The 14,285-nt window shown below is 56.0% G+C and carries 12 protein-coding genes and 1 tRNA gene; 6 read left to right on the forward strand and 7 right to left on the reverse strand.

What is annotated here, in order from left to right; all coding sequences use genetic code 11:
• Nucleotides 1-35: 35 nt before the first annotated feature.
• From IPN28_10580 to serS, 6 genes are all read right to left on the reverse strand, one after another.
• On the reverse strand, nucleotides 36-1,640 hold the full coding sequence (locus IPN28_10580; GenBank protein ID QQS56703.1) for a DUF3592 domain-containing protein: 1,605 nt from the start codon (nucleotides 1,638-1,640) through the stop codon (nucleotides 36-38).
• A 9-nt stretch (nucleotides 1,641-1,649) separates the two neighbouring features.
• Nucleotides 1,650-2,204, reverse strand: a complete 555-nt coding sequence (locus IPN28_10585) for a hypothetical protein (protein ID QQS56704.1) — start codon at nucleotides 2,202-2,204, stop codon at nucleotides 1,650-1,652.
• A gap of 19 nt (nucleotides 2,205-2,223) precedes the next feature.
• A complete protein-coding gene (locus IPN28_10590; protein QQS56705.1) occupies nucleotides 2,224-3,222 on the reverse strand; it encodes a LysM peptidoglycan-binding domain-containing M23 family metallopeptidase in 999 nt (332 codons plus the stop codon).
• 44 nt (nucleotides 3,223-3,266) lie between these two features.
• Nucleotides 3,267-3,962 carry a protein-L-isoaspartate(D-aspartate) O-methyltransferase gene (locus IPN28_10595; protein ID QQS56706.1) on the reverse strand — a complete coding sequence of 232 codons (696 nt, stop codon included), beginning with the start codon at nucleotides 3,960-3,962 and terminating at the stop codon, nucleotides 3,267-3,269.
• Nucleotides 3,963-4,057: 95 nt separating this feature from the next.
• Nucleotides 4,058-4,630: a hypothetical protein gene (locus IPN28_10600; GenBank protein ID QQS56707.1), complete on the reverse strand. Its 573-nt coding sequence runs from the start codon at nucleotides 4,628-4,630 to the stop codon at nucleotides 4,058-4,060.
• A gap of 4 nt (nucleotides 4,631-4,634) precedes the next feature.
• Nucleotides 4,635-6,116, reverse strand: a complete 1,482-nt coding sequence (gene serS / locus IPN28_10605) for a serine--tRNA ligase (protein QQS56708.1) — start codon at nucleotides 6,114-6,116, stop codon at nucleotides 4,635-4,637.
• A 95-nt stretch (nucleotides 6,117-6,211) separates the two neighbouring features.
• Between serS and IPN28_10610 the strand changes: the two genes are divergently transcribed.
• Together IPN28_10610 and IPN28_10615 are read left to right on the forward strand one after the other, a co-directional pair.
• Nucleotides 6,212-7,111, forward strand: a complete 900-nt coding sequence (locus tag IPN28_10610; GenBank protein ID QQS56709.1) for an N-formylglutamate amidohydrolase — start codon at nucleotides 6,212-6,214, stop codon at nucleotides 7,109-7,111.
• Between the two features lie 69 nt (nucleotides 7,112-7,180).
• The gene (locus IPN28_10615) at nucleotides 7,181-7,369 is read left to right on the forward strand and encodes a hypothetical protein (protein QQS56710.1); all 189 of its coding nucleotides are present in this window, start codon (nucleotides 7,181-7,183) and stop codon (nucleotides 7,367-7,369) included.
• Nucleotides 7,370-7,393: 24 nt separating this feature from the next.
• On the opposite strand, the gene lipB is transcribed toward IPN28_10615, so the two are convergent.
• Entirely contained in the window at nucleotides 7,394-8,044 is a 651-nt protein-coding gene (gene lipB, locus IPN28_10620; protein ID QQS58611.1) for a lipoyl(octanoyl) transferase LipB, read from the reverse strand.
• A 119-nt stretch (nucleotides 8,045-8,163) separates the two neighbouring features.
• Between lipB and IPN28_10625 the strand changes: the two genes are divergently transcribed.
• The 4 genes from IPN28_10625 (at nucleotide 8,164) to IPN28_10640 (ending at nucleotide 14,278) form a co-directional block, all read left to right on the forward strand.
• A tRNA-Leu gene (locus IPN28_10625) sits at nucleotides 8,164-8,249 on the forward strand.
• 73 nt (nucleotides 8,250-8,322) lie between these two features.
• On the forward strand, nucleotides 8,323-10,653 hold the full coding sequence (locus IPN28_10630; protein ID QQS56711.1) for an NADP-dependent malic enzyme: 2,331 nt from the start codon (nucleotides 8,323-8,325) through the stop codon (nucleotides 10,651-10,653).
• Nucleotides 10,654-10,783: 130 nt separating this feature from the next.
• The gene (gene mgtE, locus IPN28_10635; protein ID QQS56712.1) at nucleotides 10,784-12,199 is read left to right on the forward strand and encodes a magnesium transporter; all 1,416 of its coding nucleotides are present in this window, start codon (nucleotides 10,784-10,786) and stop codon (nucleotides 12,197-12,199) included.
• Between the two features lie 120 nt (nucleotides 12,200-12,319).
• Complete coding sequence (locus IPN28_10640; protein QQS56713.1) at nucleotides 12,320-14,278, forward strand: PBP1A family penicillin-binding protein; 1,959 nt, start codon at nucleotides 12,320-12,322, stop codon at nucleotides 14,276-14,278.
• Nucleotides 14,279-14,285: the final 7 nt, after the last annotated feature.

Consider the following 14,285-nt stretch of genomic DNA (forward strand, 5'->3'; position numbering starts at 1 on the left):
CCGCGAAGGATTCCGCTTCAACGGCTCCCAAAGAGCTAGAGAGCCGTGCGCTCCGCCCCGGACCGGACCGACGCAGCCAGACGCAAAGACGCCAAAGCTCCCCAGAGAAAGAGAGCCGCACCGAGGATCAGACCACCGCTGAGCACCCAGTTGAAAATCCCACGGTCCACCATCGCGGCCGATGGAGTTTCGGGCAGATAGAGGACAGAGACCGCGTCGCCGCGTTTGAAACTCGGATGGCTGGACCCGACGCTGTCCTGAAACTTGACGGAGTTGCCGGATTGATCGGTAAATTCGACGATAGCGTGATAGACGATGCTGTCGTCGCTGTCCTTACTTTCAAACCCGGTCACCTTGCCCTCGGCCTTGATCCCGCGGGTCGAGTATTCCACCATGCTTTTTTGGGCATAATAAGCTCCGACGCCAAGACCGCCGGCGATCAGGATCATCACAAACGCGCCGATCACAGTCATTCTTTTCTGCGAACCGATCCGGGCGCGTATCTCTTCCGGTGTCATCCGCCGCCCTTTGGAACCTGAGAAAATCTTGCTTGATGAGGTGTAGGAAATATTCTCCGGCTTGAACGCCTCGCCGCTGCGGATCATCGCCCAACCCTTGCGGCGCTCTTCTTCAGGGATCAGCAAGTATTTTTGATAAACCCTGAACACCCCATAGCCGATTATCCCGAGGACGAACAGAACCGACAGAAAGGAAATTTCAAACTGGGAAACGGCGACGTTAGCGATAAACAATCCCGGAAGCAAAAAAAACAAACCGAAAATTAACCCTAATACACTGGCCTTTTTGACTTTGGGTGGGTCGCCGGGGAGCATCAGCAACGTTACCTCTTTGCCCGGCAGACAATGCAGAAAAGTCGTTCCCCCCACATCCTCAATATGTTCCATCCGTTCGCCCTGCAGCGACTTGTATTCATAGATCGGATAATAAAACTCGCCCCCGGATCCTTTCTTTTTTTTCGTCCGCTCCGGAGCGGCTTTTTCCCGGTTTCCAAAATAAAAGATCAATCCAAAGAAAAGGATAAACATAAAACCAAAGGCGATAAAAATGATCGCAATCGCCATATTGTGCCAGAAATCGTCGATCACGAACCGGGCGGGATTGACGGGATCGTAATAAACGCCGATCCTCGTACCGGTATCGAATGAGGGGGAACTGCCGTAACTGATCGTATCTGTGACTTCCCGTTCCTGTCCGCTGTGATCCGTAAAGGCAAGCACGGCCTTATAGGACGTCCCGCTATCGGAGTCATGAGAGGACTCATTCCGCACGACCACCGCATCGGCATATCGTCCGCTCGTCGTCAGGGAAAAATACCCGTAAGCCTGCCACGCCCCGATTCCACTGAAAATCAGGGGAAAAAGGACGAAGAAAAAAATGACGATAAAGCCCCCGACCGTGCTGCCCTCCGCGCTGACGTTTGTTTGGACGCTGTCCTCGGCCTCTGTCGGCGCGTCGCCCATCATCAGTCCACAAATGCGCCCCCTTATTCTTTTCGCCTTGAGTCGCCAGAAGAGCGAATAGCCGACGATCCCTCCACCGATCGCAAGAAAGACAAAAGCCATGAGAAAAAGCCCAAGCGCATTCCAGGCCGACAATGCCGAAAAAATCAGGTCGAACATCCACAATCCCTAGACACGCTCCACACCGGATTTGAGCAGAAAAAGCCCCGCCCCCATCATGACCGCCCCGCCCATGAAGGCTTCGGGCTGAAACCCATAATAGTAGGTTGAAAATAACATTCCGACTCCGCCGAGCAGAAGAAACACCGCCACGGTGGTCTTGATTTTGTGTTCCTGCCGGATTTGCGACATCCGCGCCGTGCCGCGCAGAGGGGACGAGCGGCGGGCAGATGAAGACGATCTCAAACTCCGGCTGCTCTGGCTCTGCCCCGAACTTGAACGGCCTGAGGAAGGGGGGACAGATGTTGTGCGGCCCGGCGTCCGCGACGGCTCCTGCCGGATATTCACCGTCCGCGAGCCGCCTTTTTTTTGCTGAAGCTTGAGCATCAAATCTCTGACCGCCTCAGGGTCATTTTTATAAAGACCGGGATTTTTCCGCGCTTCGTCCAAAAGGCGTATGATGACGTCCTTGAAGTTGAAAATCTTGGAAACGACAATTCCTAGAATGAAAAGCGGGAAAAGGATGGGGACCAGAAACTGAAAGATCAACGCAGCAACATTCATCGGCTTTTCCTGTCCTCACCTACTTCTCAAGATGCTTCACGGGGTTCAGCGCCTCGGTCCCCCGCCGCACCTCGAAATGAAGCTGCGGCGTGGAAACGGAGCCGCTCGACCCAACGGTCCCCAGCGTCTCGCCCCGTTTAACGGTCTGACCCTTCTTAATCACTATTTTATCCATATGCGCGTACGCTGTCACCCATTGTCCGTCATGCCGCAGCAGAACAAGGTTTCCCGAGCCTTTCAGCTCGTTCCCCGCATAGACGACAACCCCGTTTTCCGCCGCCCGGACGGGCGATCCCTTCGGCGCCTTGATATTGATCCCGTCATTATGCAGGCCGTTTTTCTTCGGCCCGAAGGCCGAAACGATCTTGCCCTTGGACGGCCAGATGAATTTCGAGGAACTGCGCTTGGGAACACGGGCGTTCTTGACCAGAGAGGCCTTTGTCGGCTTGACGGGCGGAACGATCATGTCTCCTGAATCGCCAGACCGGACAGGAGCAGGAAGAGGAGCCGAAAGTGCTTCTCGCGTCACGGGCGATACGGGGAAAGCCCCGCTCTGACTGACGGTCTGACTCACGGCTGGCGGACGTATCGGTTTCGGCTTTCTGGACAGTGAGGGTAGGCGCAGAACCTGACCGGGGCGCACCATATAGGGCGCCTTCATACGGTTAAGCTTGGCAATTTCCGAGCTGTTGACCCCGAACATCCGCGAAACGGTATAGATCGAATCCCCCGCCCGCGCCCGGTATTCCTGCGGCGGCGGCAGCTTGACCCTCTGCCCCTCCGAAAGCCGGAACGGCGCCCGCAGATGATTAGCGACGACAATATCCTGCAGCGGCAGGTTATAGCGTTTGGACAGGCTGTAGACCGTTTCCCCCGCTACCACGTTATGAACCCCCGCACTGCCCGCGCCGGGACTCTGCCCGAAATTCGAGACAGGCGCAGGGGTCTGGCCACCGATACCGCAGGCAGTCAGAAAAAACATGACAGGAAGAATGAAAAACGCAGGACGCATTCTCATGGGCAAATCATACACGAATCGGAGGAGATTTTCATCCGCCCTTTTCAGGCCGCGCTCCCGGCCGATTTCATATCGTTGGGGTCTTTGGTGGTGTCTGGCAGCAACGGCACGAACCGCACGGGCATGAGGTCACGCACGGCGGTGGATTCCTCGGTTTCCTTCTTGTAGCGCTTGAGCATCTGCTCCCCCGGCTCGCCGATGGGAATAACCATAATCCCACCGACCTTCAACTGCTCCATCAGCGCGGCGGGCGGCTTTTCGCGGGCGGCGGCGGTGACGATGATTTTATCGAACGGCGCCTGCTGGATGCCGTTGATGACCGGCCAACCCTTCATCCCGTCGGCGGCAATCGCCGTGAAATTCCGCACTTTAAGAGCGTTCAGCCGCGCCTCCGCCTCCTCCAGCAGCGCCTTATGCCGCTCGATCGTATAGACCCGGCGGCACAGGTAAGCCAGAATTCCGGTCTGATACCCACAGCCCGTGCCGATTTCCAGAACCTTGTCCCGGTCGGTGAGTTCCAGTGCCTGTGTCATGGTCGCTACGACAAAGGGCTGGCTGATCGTCTGCCCCAGCCCGATGGGCAACGCCATATCCTCCCATGCCTGATCCTTCATATGGTTGGGCACGAATTCATCCCGCGCCACGCGCTCCATGGCGCTCAGCACCCCGATATCGGTGATGCCCAGCTGCCGCAGATGCATGATCAGCCGGATTCTTTTATTGGCGGCTTGGGTGTTCATGGGCGCGTCACTCAGTGCTGGAAAAAATATACCTTATACAGGCGCGGCCCCCTATAAAAAAACCGGATTTCTTGCACAAGGGCCAGATGTCCCCATCAAGTCTTTTTGGGTTTGGGTGTCTTTGCCCAATATTCAAAATTGAGATGACGGAGATCTTCTTCGAAAATACCCCCTGCTTCTAAACTGGTTATCTCAGCCAAAGGTACTAATAAATGGCTTCGGTCTTTGGCCGTTTTTCCGCTAAATTCGTACAAAAGCATATGCGTATCATCAAGCGATTCAATCTCACCAATAATAAGAGCCTCGCTATCTAGGTCATCAATAGAAACACAAACATAACCATAGGCTTTTTGTATATCCTTTAGGGCAGACTTCATATTGTCTATGGAAATTTTAGGCCGACTGATCTTTTTGTTTTTCCTTTTATACAATTCAGTCGTTGAGTTGAGAAGGGTTGACCCCCATCTTACGCGTGTTAGTTGGGGTCTCTGAAATATAAAAATCCCATCGTACAAACCGTGAGTACTCACGCGATCAATCAAAAAGCAGTACTCATTATAATCCCTTAAAAACCCACACTCCGTGCCATTAGGAACAAACTCCCTCATGAAAGTTGCAAGCACTTGGTTTTTTTTAAGCGTCTTCAGTGTCTTTTCCAAAACTGTCATCGTCTTACCCCTTCACAACCTTTGTCACCCCGCCCATATACGGCTTGAGCGCCTCCGGCACGAAAACGCCGCCATCGGCGGGATCATAATAATTCTCGATCACGGCGATCAGGGCACGGCCCACGGCAACGCCGGAGCCGTTGAGCGTATGCACGAAACGCGGCGTGTCCTTCGTCCCCTTCGGGCGGCAGCGGGCGTTCATCCGCCGCGCCTGAAAGTCCCCGCAGTTGGAGCAGCTTGAAATCTCGCGGTAGCGTTCCTGCCCCGGCAGCCAGACCTCGATATCGTAGGTCTTGCGCGAACCGAAGCCCGTATCCCCCGAACACAGCACCATCGTGCGGAACGGTAGTTCGAGCTTTTTCAGCACATTCTCCGCGCATTGCGTCATGCGCTCATGCTCCTCGACCGATTTTTCGGGGGCGGTGACGCTCACCAACTCAACCTTGTAGAATTGATGCTGCCGGAGCATCCCCTTCGTATCCTTGCCCGACGCCCCGGCCTCCGACCGGAAACACGGCGTGAAGGCCGTGTAGCGGCGCGGCAAATACTCCTCGTCCACAATCATTTCCGCCACGATATTGGTCAGGGGAACTTCGGAGGTGGGGATGAGCCAGTGGTGCAAACTACGATGTTCCTCTTGTAGGTTAAGATACGTTTCTATCATTCTCTTGTGATTAAATAATGATTGATCAGTACCTCCATAAGTTATTGCGTAAATTTCCTCATTTTTATTTTTTTCTCTATTTTCATCTCTGTACTCTTCCGAAAGATTTATTTTTTTGAGCCATTTTATAAACCCTTCTAAAAGAGCCTCTTGATCTATTGCACTTGCCTTAAACAAATCCTCCGCAAATTTCGGCAACTGCCCGGTGCCGTAAAGCGCATTATCCCGCACCAGAAGCGGCGGCGACACTTCCGTATAGCCATGCTCGCCCGTATGCGTATCGAGGAAAAACTGCGCCAGCGCCCGTTCCAGCCGCGCCAGTCCGCCACTCAATAAAGTAAACCGCGCCCCCGACATTTTTGCCGCCGTCTCGAAATCCATGAGGCCCAGCTTTTCGCCGATCTCCCCATGCTCCGGCCCCTTTTGGGTTTTGATCGCGCCCCATTTGCGGACTTCCTTGTTATCGTTTTCCCCGCCGCCCTCCGGCACATCATCGGCCAGCATATTCGGCAAGCGCGAGAGAAACGCGTTCATCTCCTCGCTCTGCACCCGCTCCTGCTCCTCCAGCGCGGCAATCTCCCCCTTGATCTTCGCCACCGCATCCATGATCGGCTGCGCGTCCCCGCCGGACTTTTTAATCGTGCCGATTTTCGCCGACTCCGCGTTGCGGGTCGCCTGCAGTTCCTGCAGCTTCGTCTGCACGGAGCGCCGCTCTTCATCCATTTTCAGGATATGGCCCACCGGATCGCCCTCGACCTTGCGGCGTGTCCACCCTTTTCTGAAATCGTCCGGCCGTTCCCGGATTGCGCGGAGGTCAAACATCCTTTTCCCCTTAAAATAAACGCTTTTTACACGCAGAATATGCTACCGTCCCAGTAGTAAAAGAGAGCGCCGCGAAAGACAACAGGGGTTTTCGCTTGAAATTGACGAAGCCGGACCGGACTTACATCCTTGAAAATGCGGACGCTCCGCTGCCGCTGATCTTCGACTCCTCCCACAGCGGACGCCTCTACCCCGATGATTTCCGTCACGCCTGCCCGCACGCCGACCTCACGAAGATGGAGGACCGTTACGTGGAGGATTTATTCTCCGCCGCGCCGGACCACGGCGCCGCCCTGCTCCACGCGCTTTACGCCCGCAGCTATATCGACCTCAACCGCGCCCCGGATGATATCGACCTCAAGCTGCTCGGCGATGTCTGGCCGCAGGAGACATACGGCCCGGTGCGCCCGACCTCCCGCTCGGATGCCGGGATCGGCCTCGTCAGCCGCCTGATCCGACCCGGCCTGCCGATCTACAGCCGAACATTAAACGCCGCCGAAATCCTGCACCGGATCGCGCATTACTATCGGCCCTATCATGCCGCGCTGGAAAATTTCATCGAAGCCGCCCATTACCGTTTCGGTGCCGTCTGGCATATCAGCGCTCATTCCATGCCCTCGGCCAGCGCCACGCCGAAAAAAGCCCTGAAAGTCGCGGGATCGAACCCTGTTGCCTGCGAGTTCGTCCTCGGCGACCGCGACGGCACCACCAGCGGGCGCGACTTCACCCACGCCATCCGCGATTACCTCAAAAAACAGGGCTTCACCGTCTCCCTTAACGACCCTTACAAGGGCGTCGAGCTTGTCCGCCGCTATTCCCAACCCACAAGGGGTCGCCACAGCCTGCAGATCGAAATCAACCGCAGCCTGTTTATGGATGAGGAAACGGGGGAAAAAAGTAAATATTACAGAAGTATAAAAGACAAAGTCACTGACTTTATTGCCTTTTGTTCCTCTTTTTCAAAAGAAAACCTGACCAGCCTGGCGGCTGACTGAAAATCCATATACAAAAGCCGAACGAATCGCTACGATCCGCACCAACGAAACCAAATGGAGGATGTGGACATGAGTTCCAAAAAAGAGGCGATAACAGAGACATTAAGAGCCGCAGTACTCGCTGTGGGAACTGCCGTGGTCATAGACCAGACCGTCGGAGCCGAACACTCTGCTCATGAAGTGGTCGCAGCTCAGACAGAAAAGCTCCCAGCCGCGCAGCAGGCACTTGCAGATATGGCGCCGGAAACAGGTCTGTAATTACGATCCGCGCCATAACCAGATTCAAGGCGGGCAACCGCCTTGAAATTTCTTCTCAAACTCTGATTTCATAACTCTGTCAAACTCTGACATTTTGCAATCAATCCCCAGCGCCGCTAGCGACGTCACCCCATGTTCCGCAATCCCGCACGGAACGATGCCGCCGAAGTGCGATAAATCCGGGTTGATGTTGACCGCTACCCCATGATAAGTCACCCACCGCCGGATGCGGATGCCAATCGCCGCGATCTTGGCCTCCTGCCCTGCAAGCCCACCATGACGCGAGAGATCAATCCAGATGCCGATCCGACCCTCCCGCCGCTCGCCCTTCACATCAAAATGCGCCAGCGACCGGATAATCCAGTCCTCAAGAGCGCAAACATAAGCCCGTACGTCCGGCCCGCGCTTTCTTAAATCCAGCATGACATAGGCCACGCGCTGCCCCGGCCCGTGATAGGTGTACTCCCCGCCTCGCCCCGTCTCATAGACCGGAAACCGTGGGTTGAGCAAATCCTTGGCCTTGGCGCTGGTTCCCGCCGTATAAAGGGGCGGATGTTCCAATAACCAGACCAACTCATCCTCCGTCCCGGCACGGATCGCCTCCACCCGCCGCTCCATCTCGGAGACGGCGAAGGGATAATCCACGGGCGTTTTCTCGGTCTTCCATTCCACCATGCCTCTATATAGCGTGTTTTTGGTGCGCTGCAACGCTCAAGCATCTTGCCCTTAGCCTTTTGATTTGGTATTCATCCCGCTGCCTTCATGGTCTTGTCGGCCAGAGGGTATGGAAATTTGCGGTCGTGGCGGAATGGTAGACGCGCAGCGTTGAGGTCGCTGTGGGAGAAATCCTGTGGAAGTTCGAGTCTTCTCGACCGCACCATTTCCATAAAGTTACTCCCCTTACAGGGAGTATCTGGCGTCATTAATAGTATAAGGTACGAGCGAGACACAACATGAGCAGCAAAAAAGACAAAGAAGCCTTCAGACAGAGCGCTCTGGATTATCATAAGTATCCGACACCCGGCAAAATCGCCATTCGCGCGACGAAGGAAATGTCCACGCAGCGCGACCTTGCTCTTGCTTATTCCCCCGGAGTGGCCGCCCCGTGCGAGGAAATCGCCCGCGACCCCGCTACAGCTTACGATTATACCTCCAGGGGCAATCTGGTCGCCGTCATCTCGAACGGCACCGCCGTTCTCGGCCTCGGTGACCTCGGCGCGCTGGCCTCCAAGCCGGTCATGGAAGGTAAAGCCGTTCTGTTCAAGAAATTCGCCAACATCGACTCGGTGGATATTGAGATTGATGCCACCGATGTGGATAAAGTCGTTGAGATTGTCGCCGCCCTCGAACCCACCTTCGGGGGCATTAATTTGGAGGACTTCAAAGCCCCCGAATGTTTCGAGATCGAAACCCGCCTCAAGGAACGGATGAAAATTCCCGTCTTCCATGACGACCAGCACGGGACCGCGATTATCGTCACCGCGGCCTTCACCAACTGGATTAAATATTCCAAACGCAAGATCGGCGATATCAAACTGGTCGCCTCTGGCGCCGGTGCGTCTGCGATTGCCTGCCTGAATCTTCTGGTTCACGCCGGCCTGAAGAAAGAAAACATTCTCGTCTCCGACCGCAACGGAATTGTTTATGAAGGCCGCAAGAAGGGCATGGACCCCGCAAAAGTCGCCTTCGCCGCAAAAACCAATATTCGCACGCTGGAGGAAGCTCTTGTGGGCGCGGACGTGTTTTTGGGCCTCTCCGGTCCCGGTGTCCTGAACAAGGAACTGGTCTCCAAAATGGCTGATGCACCGCTGATTCTGGCGCTGGCCAACCCGACCCCCGAAATCATGCCCGAAGAAGCCTACGCGGCCAAACCCAACGCCATCGTCTGCACGGGCCGCTCCGACTTCCCGAATCAGGTCAATAACGTCCTCTGCTTCCCCTTCATCTTCAGAGGAGCGCTCGACGTCGGCGCGACAACGATCAACGAGGAAATGAAACTCGCCTGCGTGAAGGCGATTGCCGAACTCGCGCAGAAGGAAATCGTCGCTGAGGTTGCCGCCGTCTACAGCAACGAAAATCTGGAATTCGGGCGCGACTACCTGATTCCCAAACCCTTCGACCCGCGCCTCATCGTCGATCTTCCTCTGGCTGTGGCGAAGGCCGCAATGGACAGCGGCGTGGCCACCCGTCCGATTACGGATTTCGAAGCCTACCGCGACCGTTTGCAGCAATACTTCATCCGCTCCCGCTTGGTCATGCGACCGATCTATTCCCGCGCAAAAGAAAATCCCAAGCGCGTTGTCTATAGCGAAGGGGAAGAAGAGCGTGTTCTTCAGGCCGCGCAGACCGTCATCGACGAAAATCTGGCGCACCCGATCCTCATCGGACGCGAAAAAGTTATTGAAACTCGCATCAAGCGCCTCGGCTTGCGGATGCACCCCGGAAAGCATTTTACGCTGATCGACCCGTCCTACGACCCGCGATACAAGGATTACTGGCAGACCTATCACAGCATCATGGAACGCCGCGGCACCACGCCCGACGATGCCAAGGCTATCCTCCGCAACAACACCACCGTCATCGGCGCCCTCATGGTCTACAAGGATGATGCCGATGCCGTGATCTGCGGTACGCTCGGCCATTATCATGAGCATCTGGAAGATATCATCGACATTATAGGCCTCAAGCCGGGAGTCGAGACCCCGGCAGCCCTCAGCCCTCTGCTCCTGAGTGCGGGTACGTTCTTCTTTTGCGATACACAGATCAACGCCAACCCGACCGTAGCGCAGATTTCGGAAATGACCCTGATGGCCGCCGAGGAGGTCCGCCGATTCGGGATCAAACCGAAAGTCGCTCTACTTTCTCATTCCAACTTTGGAACGATTGATACAGAAACGTCCCGCAAAATGCGGGCGGCCTTTGCCGATATCCGCCGCCGTGACCCGGATCTGGAGATCGACGGGGAGATGCAGGCCGATGTCGCCCTGTCCGAAAGTGTTCGTGAAAGGGTCATGCCCAACTCACGCCTGAACGGACAGGCCAATCTGTTCATCATGCCCAACGTCGAATCCGCGAATATTACGTTTAATATGTTGCGGACACTGTCGGACGGCGTCAGCATCGGTCCGCTTTTGCTCGGAGCGGCAAGACCAGCGCACATTCTGACCCCGTCGGTCACCGCGCGCGGGATTATCAATATCACTTCGATCGCAACGGTCGGCGCCCAGATTTTCGATGACTCCGTTGTCGATCATACGACGCACCGCCTGATCCGGTCTGCGTGACCGCGGAAGGACGTTTTCTTTTCGCACCGTTCGTCTTCGGTATGGCATATTGCCGGTGCGGTGGTAGAATCTGAGCTGGAGTAATTATTCCTGTTTTCAATTCAGGTTCCGGCATGAAGGTGAGCGTGGCATGGGAACACAGGTCGAAACTGACAACGAAGACGCCCTTGCCGACAGACTGTCCGCCAAGGATCCCGGCGAATACAAGCTGACCGACGAGGACATCAAGGACGTTGTCGATGCCCTCCATGCTCAGGACGCCGACACGCTGGTCACGGCTCTTGACGATCTCAGCAGCGCCGATACGGCCGAACTTCTCTCAAAAATCAAGGACGACGACCGCGAGGAACTTCTCAGCAAATTCGGCGACGTTCTGGAGCCGGAAACCTTCGTCGAACTCGATCAGAAGATCAGCAAAACATCCCTGTCGGCCATGAGCGCCGCGCAGGTCGCGCAGATAATCTCGGAGCTTGAAAGCGATGATGCCCTGCTCCTGATCGAACCTCTGGAACCGGACTTCCAGAAGGACATCATGAAGCACCTGTCCGCGAATATGCGCCTCGCGCTTGAGGAGGGGTTGAGTTTCCCGGAGGACAGCGCCGGACGTCTGATGAACCGGGAAGTCGTCGCCATCCCCGAATTCTGGACCGTGGGAAAAACCCTCGATTATCTGCGTGCCGCCTCCGAAACCATCCCCGAGAGCTTCTTTGACGTGTTTGTCATCAACCCGTCTTACAACCTCATCGGAACCGTTCCCTTGAGCCAACTCGTCCGGGCCAAGCGCTCGGGAAAAATCAGGGATCTGATTACCGGAGAATTAAAGCCAATTCCCGCCGACATGGACCAGGAGCAGGTCGCCCATATGTTCCGGCGGGAGGATATCGTCTCCGCCCCGGTCGTCGATCAGAACGGCAGATTGCTCGGGGTCATCACGATCGACGACGTTGTGGACGTCATCGACGAGGAAGCGCAGGAGGATATCCTCCATCTGGCCGGGGTGGGACATCAGGGCGATCTTTACAATGCCGTGATTTCAACAGCCGGAAACCGCTTCCGCTGGCTTTTTGTCAATCTGTGGACCGCCATTTTGGCCTCCATCGTGATTTCCTTCTTCGACGCGACCATCGAGCAGGTCGTCGCTTTGGCAATCCTCATGCCCATTGTGGCGTCTATGGGCGGAAACGCGGGGACGCAGGCGCTGACCGTCGCCGTCCGCGCCATTGCCACACGCGAATTGTCCGGTACCAACACCTGGCGCGTCATCTGGAAGGAAACGCTGGTGGGTGCCGTCAACGGCGTCCTCTTTGCCGCTATCACGGGCCTGATCGCGGGCGCGTGGTTCGCCAGCGCCACGCTGGGTCTTGTCATTGCCATGGCCATGATCATCAACCTCATCGCCGCCGGACTGTTCGGAGCGGGAATCCCGCTTTTCCTCGAAAAAATCGGCAGCGACCCGGCCATCTCCTCCTCCGTCCTGCTCACAACGGTGACGGACGTCGTCGGGTTCCTATCTTTTCTCGGTCTGGCCTCCCTGCTTCTGGTCTAGGCGGACAGAAGAATAATTATGAAAATTTTACTGTGGATTTGAATTTTCGGTCCTTTTCGCCTATAACGCTTGAACGCTTTCAAATAAGATCCGCTTCATCCAGCCGAGAAACACCCGCTCATGTCAAAAAAGAAGAAAAAAAAGGGCTCTTCCTCGAAAAAATCGAAAAAGAAACGCTCCCTTTCGGTGCGCCTGTTCAAATGGCTCGTCATTCTGGCGCTCTGGGGCGGGATTTTCGCCGTCTTCGTTCTGGGATGGTTCGCCAAGGACTTGCCCGACATTACCCGTGCCGCGAAATTCGACCGCCGCCCCTCCATCACCATTCTGGCCGCTGATGGCTCCATCGTTGCCCGTTACGGCGAAACCAAAGGGCGCAGCGTCACCGTCTCGGATGTTCCCTCCGATCTGATCCACGCGGTTCTGGCGACTGAGGACCGCCGTTTTTACAGCCACCCCGGCATAGACATTCTGGGCGTCTCCCGTGCGATGATGATCAATATCGGTAAGGGCAGGCTCGTTCAGGGCGGATCGACCATCACACAGCAGTTGGCAAAAAACCTCTTCCTGAGCTACGACCGTACCCTCAAACGAAAGGTGCAGGAAGCCATGCTGGCCGTCTGGCTGGAATGGCACCTCACCAAGGATCAAATCCTCAGCGCCTATCTCAACCGCGTCTATCTCGGCTCGGGGATTTACGGCGTGGACGCCGCCTCCGAAATCTATTTCGGCAAAAGCGTAAAGGACATCAACCTTCGTGAATCCGCCGTCCTCGCGGGCTTGCTCAAAGCCCCTTCGAAATATTCTCCTCTGGCCAACATGGATCTGGCGCTTGAGCGATCGGATGTCGTTCTGGCCGCCATGGCCGATGCCGGATACCTCACCTCTGAAGAAGTCAAAAAGGTGCCGCGGACACTCAAAAAGCCTCCCGGTGGCGCAAGCGTTTCCAAGGAAGCCGGCTATTTTGCCGACTGGGTTTTGAACGGTCTGGATGAATTGATCGGCACACCGGACATGGATCTGGTCGTGGAGACAACCCTTGATCCGAAACTCCAGAAAAAGGCCGAGGAAACTCTTCTGGCCCGCCTGAAGGCCGATGGCGAAACGCTCTCCATCTCGCAAGGGGCCGTTCTGGTCATGCGCCCCGACGGCGCAGTTCTCAGTATGATCGGCGGCAAGGACCGCACGGACAGCGAATTCAACCGCGCCACCCAATCCCTGCGCCCCCCCGGCTCCTCTTTCAAGCCGCTTGTGTATGTAACGGCCCTGGAAAAGGGCTGGCGCTCACAAAGCACCATTCTTGATGCGCCACTGACCGAGGGCAAATACAGGCCTGATAATTTCGGCGGGGAATATTTCGGAGAGGTCACGCTCGAAAACGCCCTGACCCGCTCCATGAATACCGCTGCCGTCCGCCTGATGAGGGAGGTCGGGGTTTCCGCTGTCATCAACACCGCCCGCCAGATGGGCATCACGGCGGAACTCGCGCCCGATCTCAGCCTTGCCCTGGGCAGTTCAGGCGTCTCCATGCTGGAGATGACGGCGGCCTATGCCTCTCTGGCCAATGGCGGGTTCGGTGTGAATCCCTACGCCGTAATTAAAATCAAGGATTCAGGCGGTGCGATCGTCTATGAGAAAAAGCCATCCGCGCCCCAGAAAATCCTGGAAGGTTACGCAGTCAAAAGCCTCAGACAAATGATGGAAAACGTCGTCGAGCACGGCACGGGTCAGCGCGGCAACCTGCCCTTTCCGGCATCGGGAAAGACCGGAACGTCACAGGATTACCGCGACGCCTGGTTTATAGGCTTCACCGATGAGATGGTGACGGCGATCTGGCTCGGTAACGACGACAACAGCCCGATGAAAAAAGTCACGGGCGGCGGCCCCCCGGCCGATATCTGGAAGGCCATAATGAACGCTGGGCATGGGAAATATAAACCGATTGTTTACGCCAATAATTCCGCGCAGCCCGACGATGAGGGTTTTGGAGGAATGATCGGGCGGCTCTTAAAATCCGATAACCCGCCCAAGCTCAAACCCAAAAACCGCGATGCACGGGACTTCTCGCATTTGAATGACTAGCGGAAAA

The sequence above is a fragment of the Alphaproteobacteria bacterium genome, from assembly GCA_016699735.1.
GTDB lineage: Bacteria > Pseudomonadota > Alphaproteobacteria > Micavibrionales > Micavibrionaceae > JAGNKE01.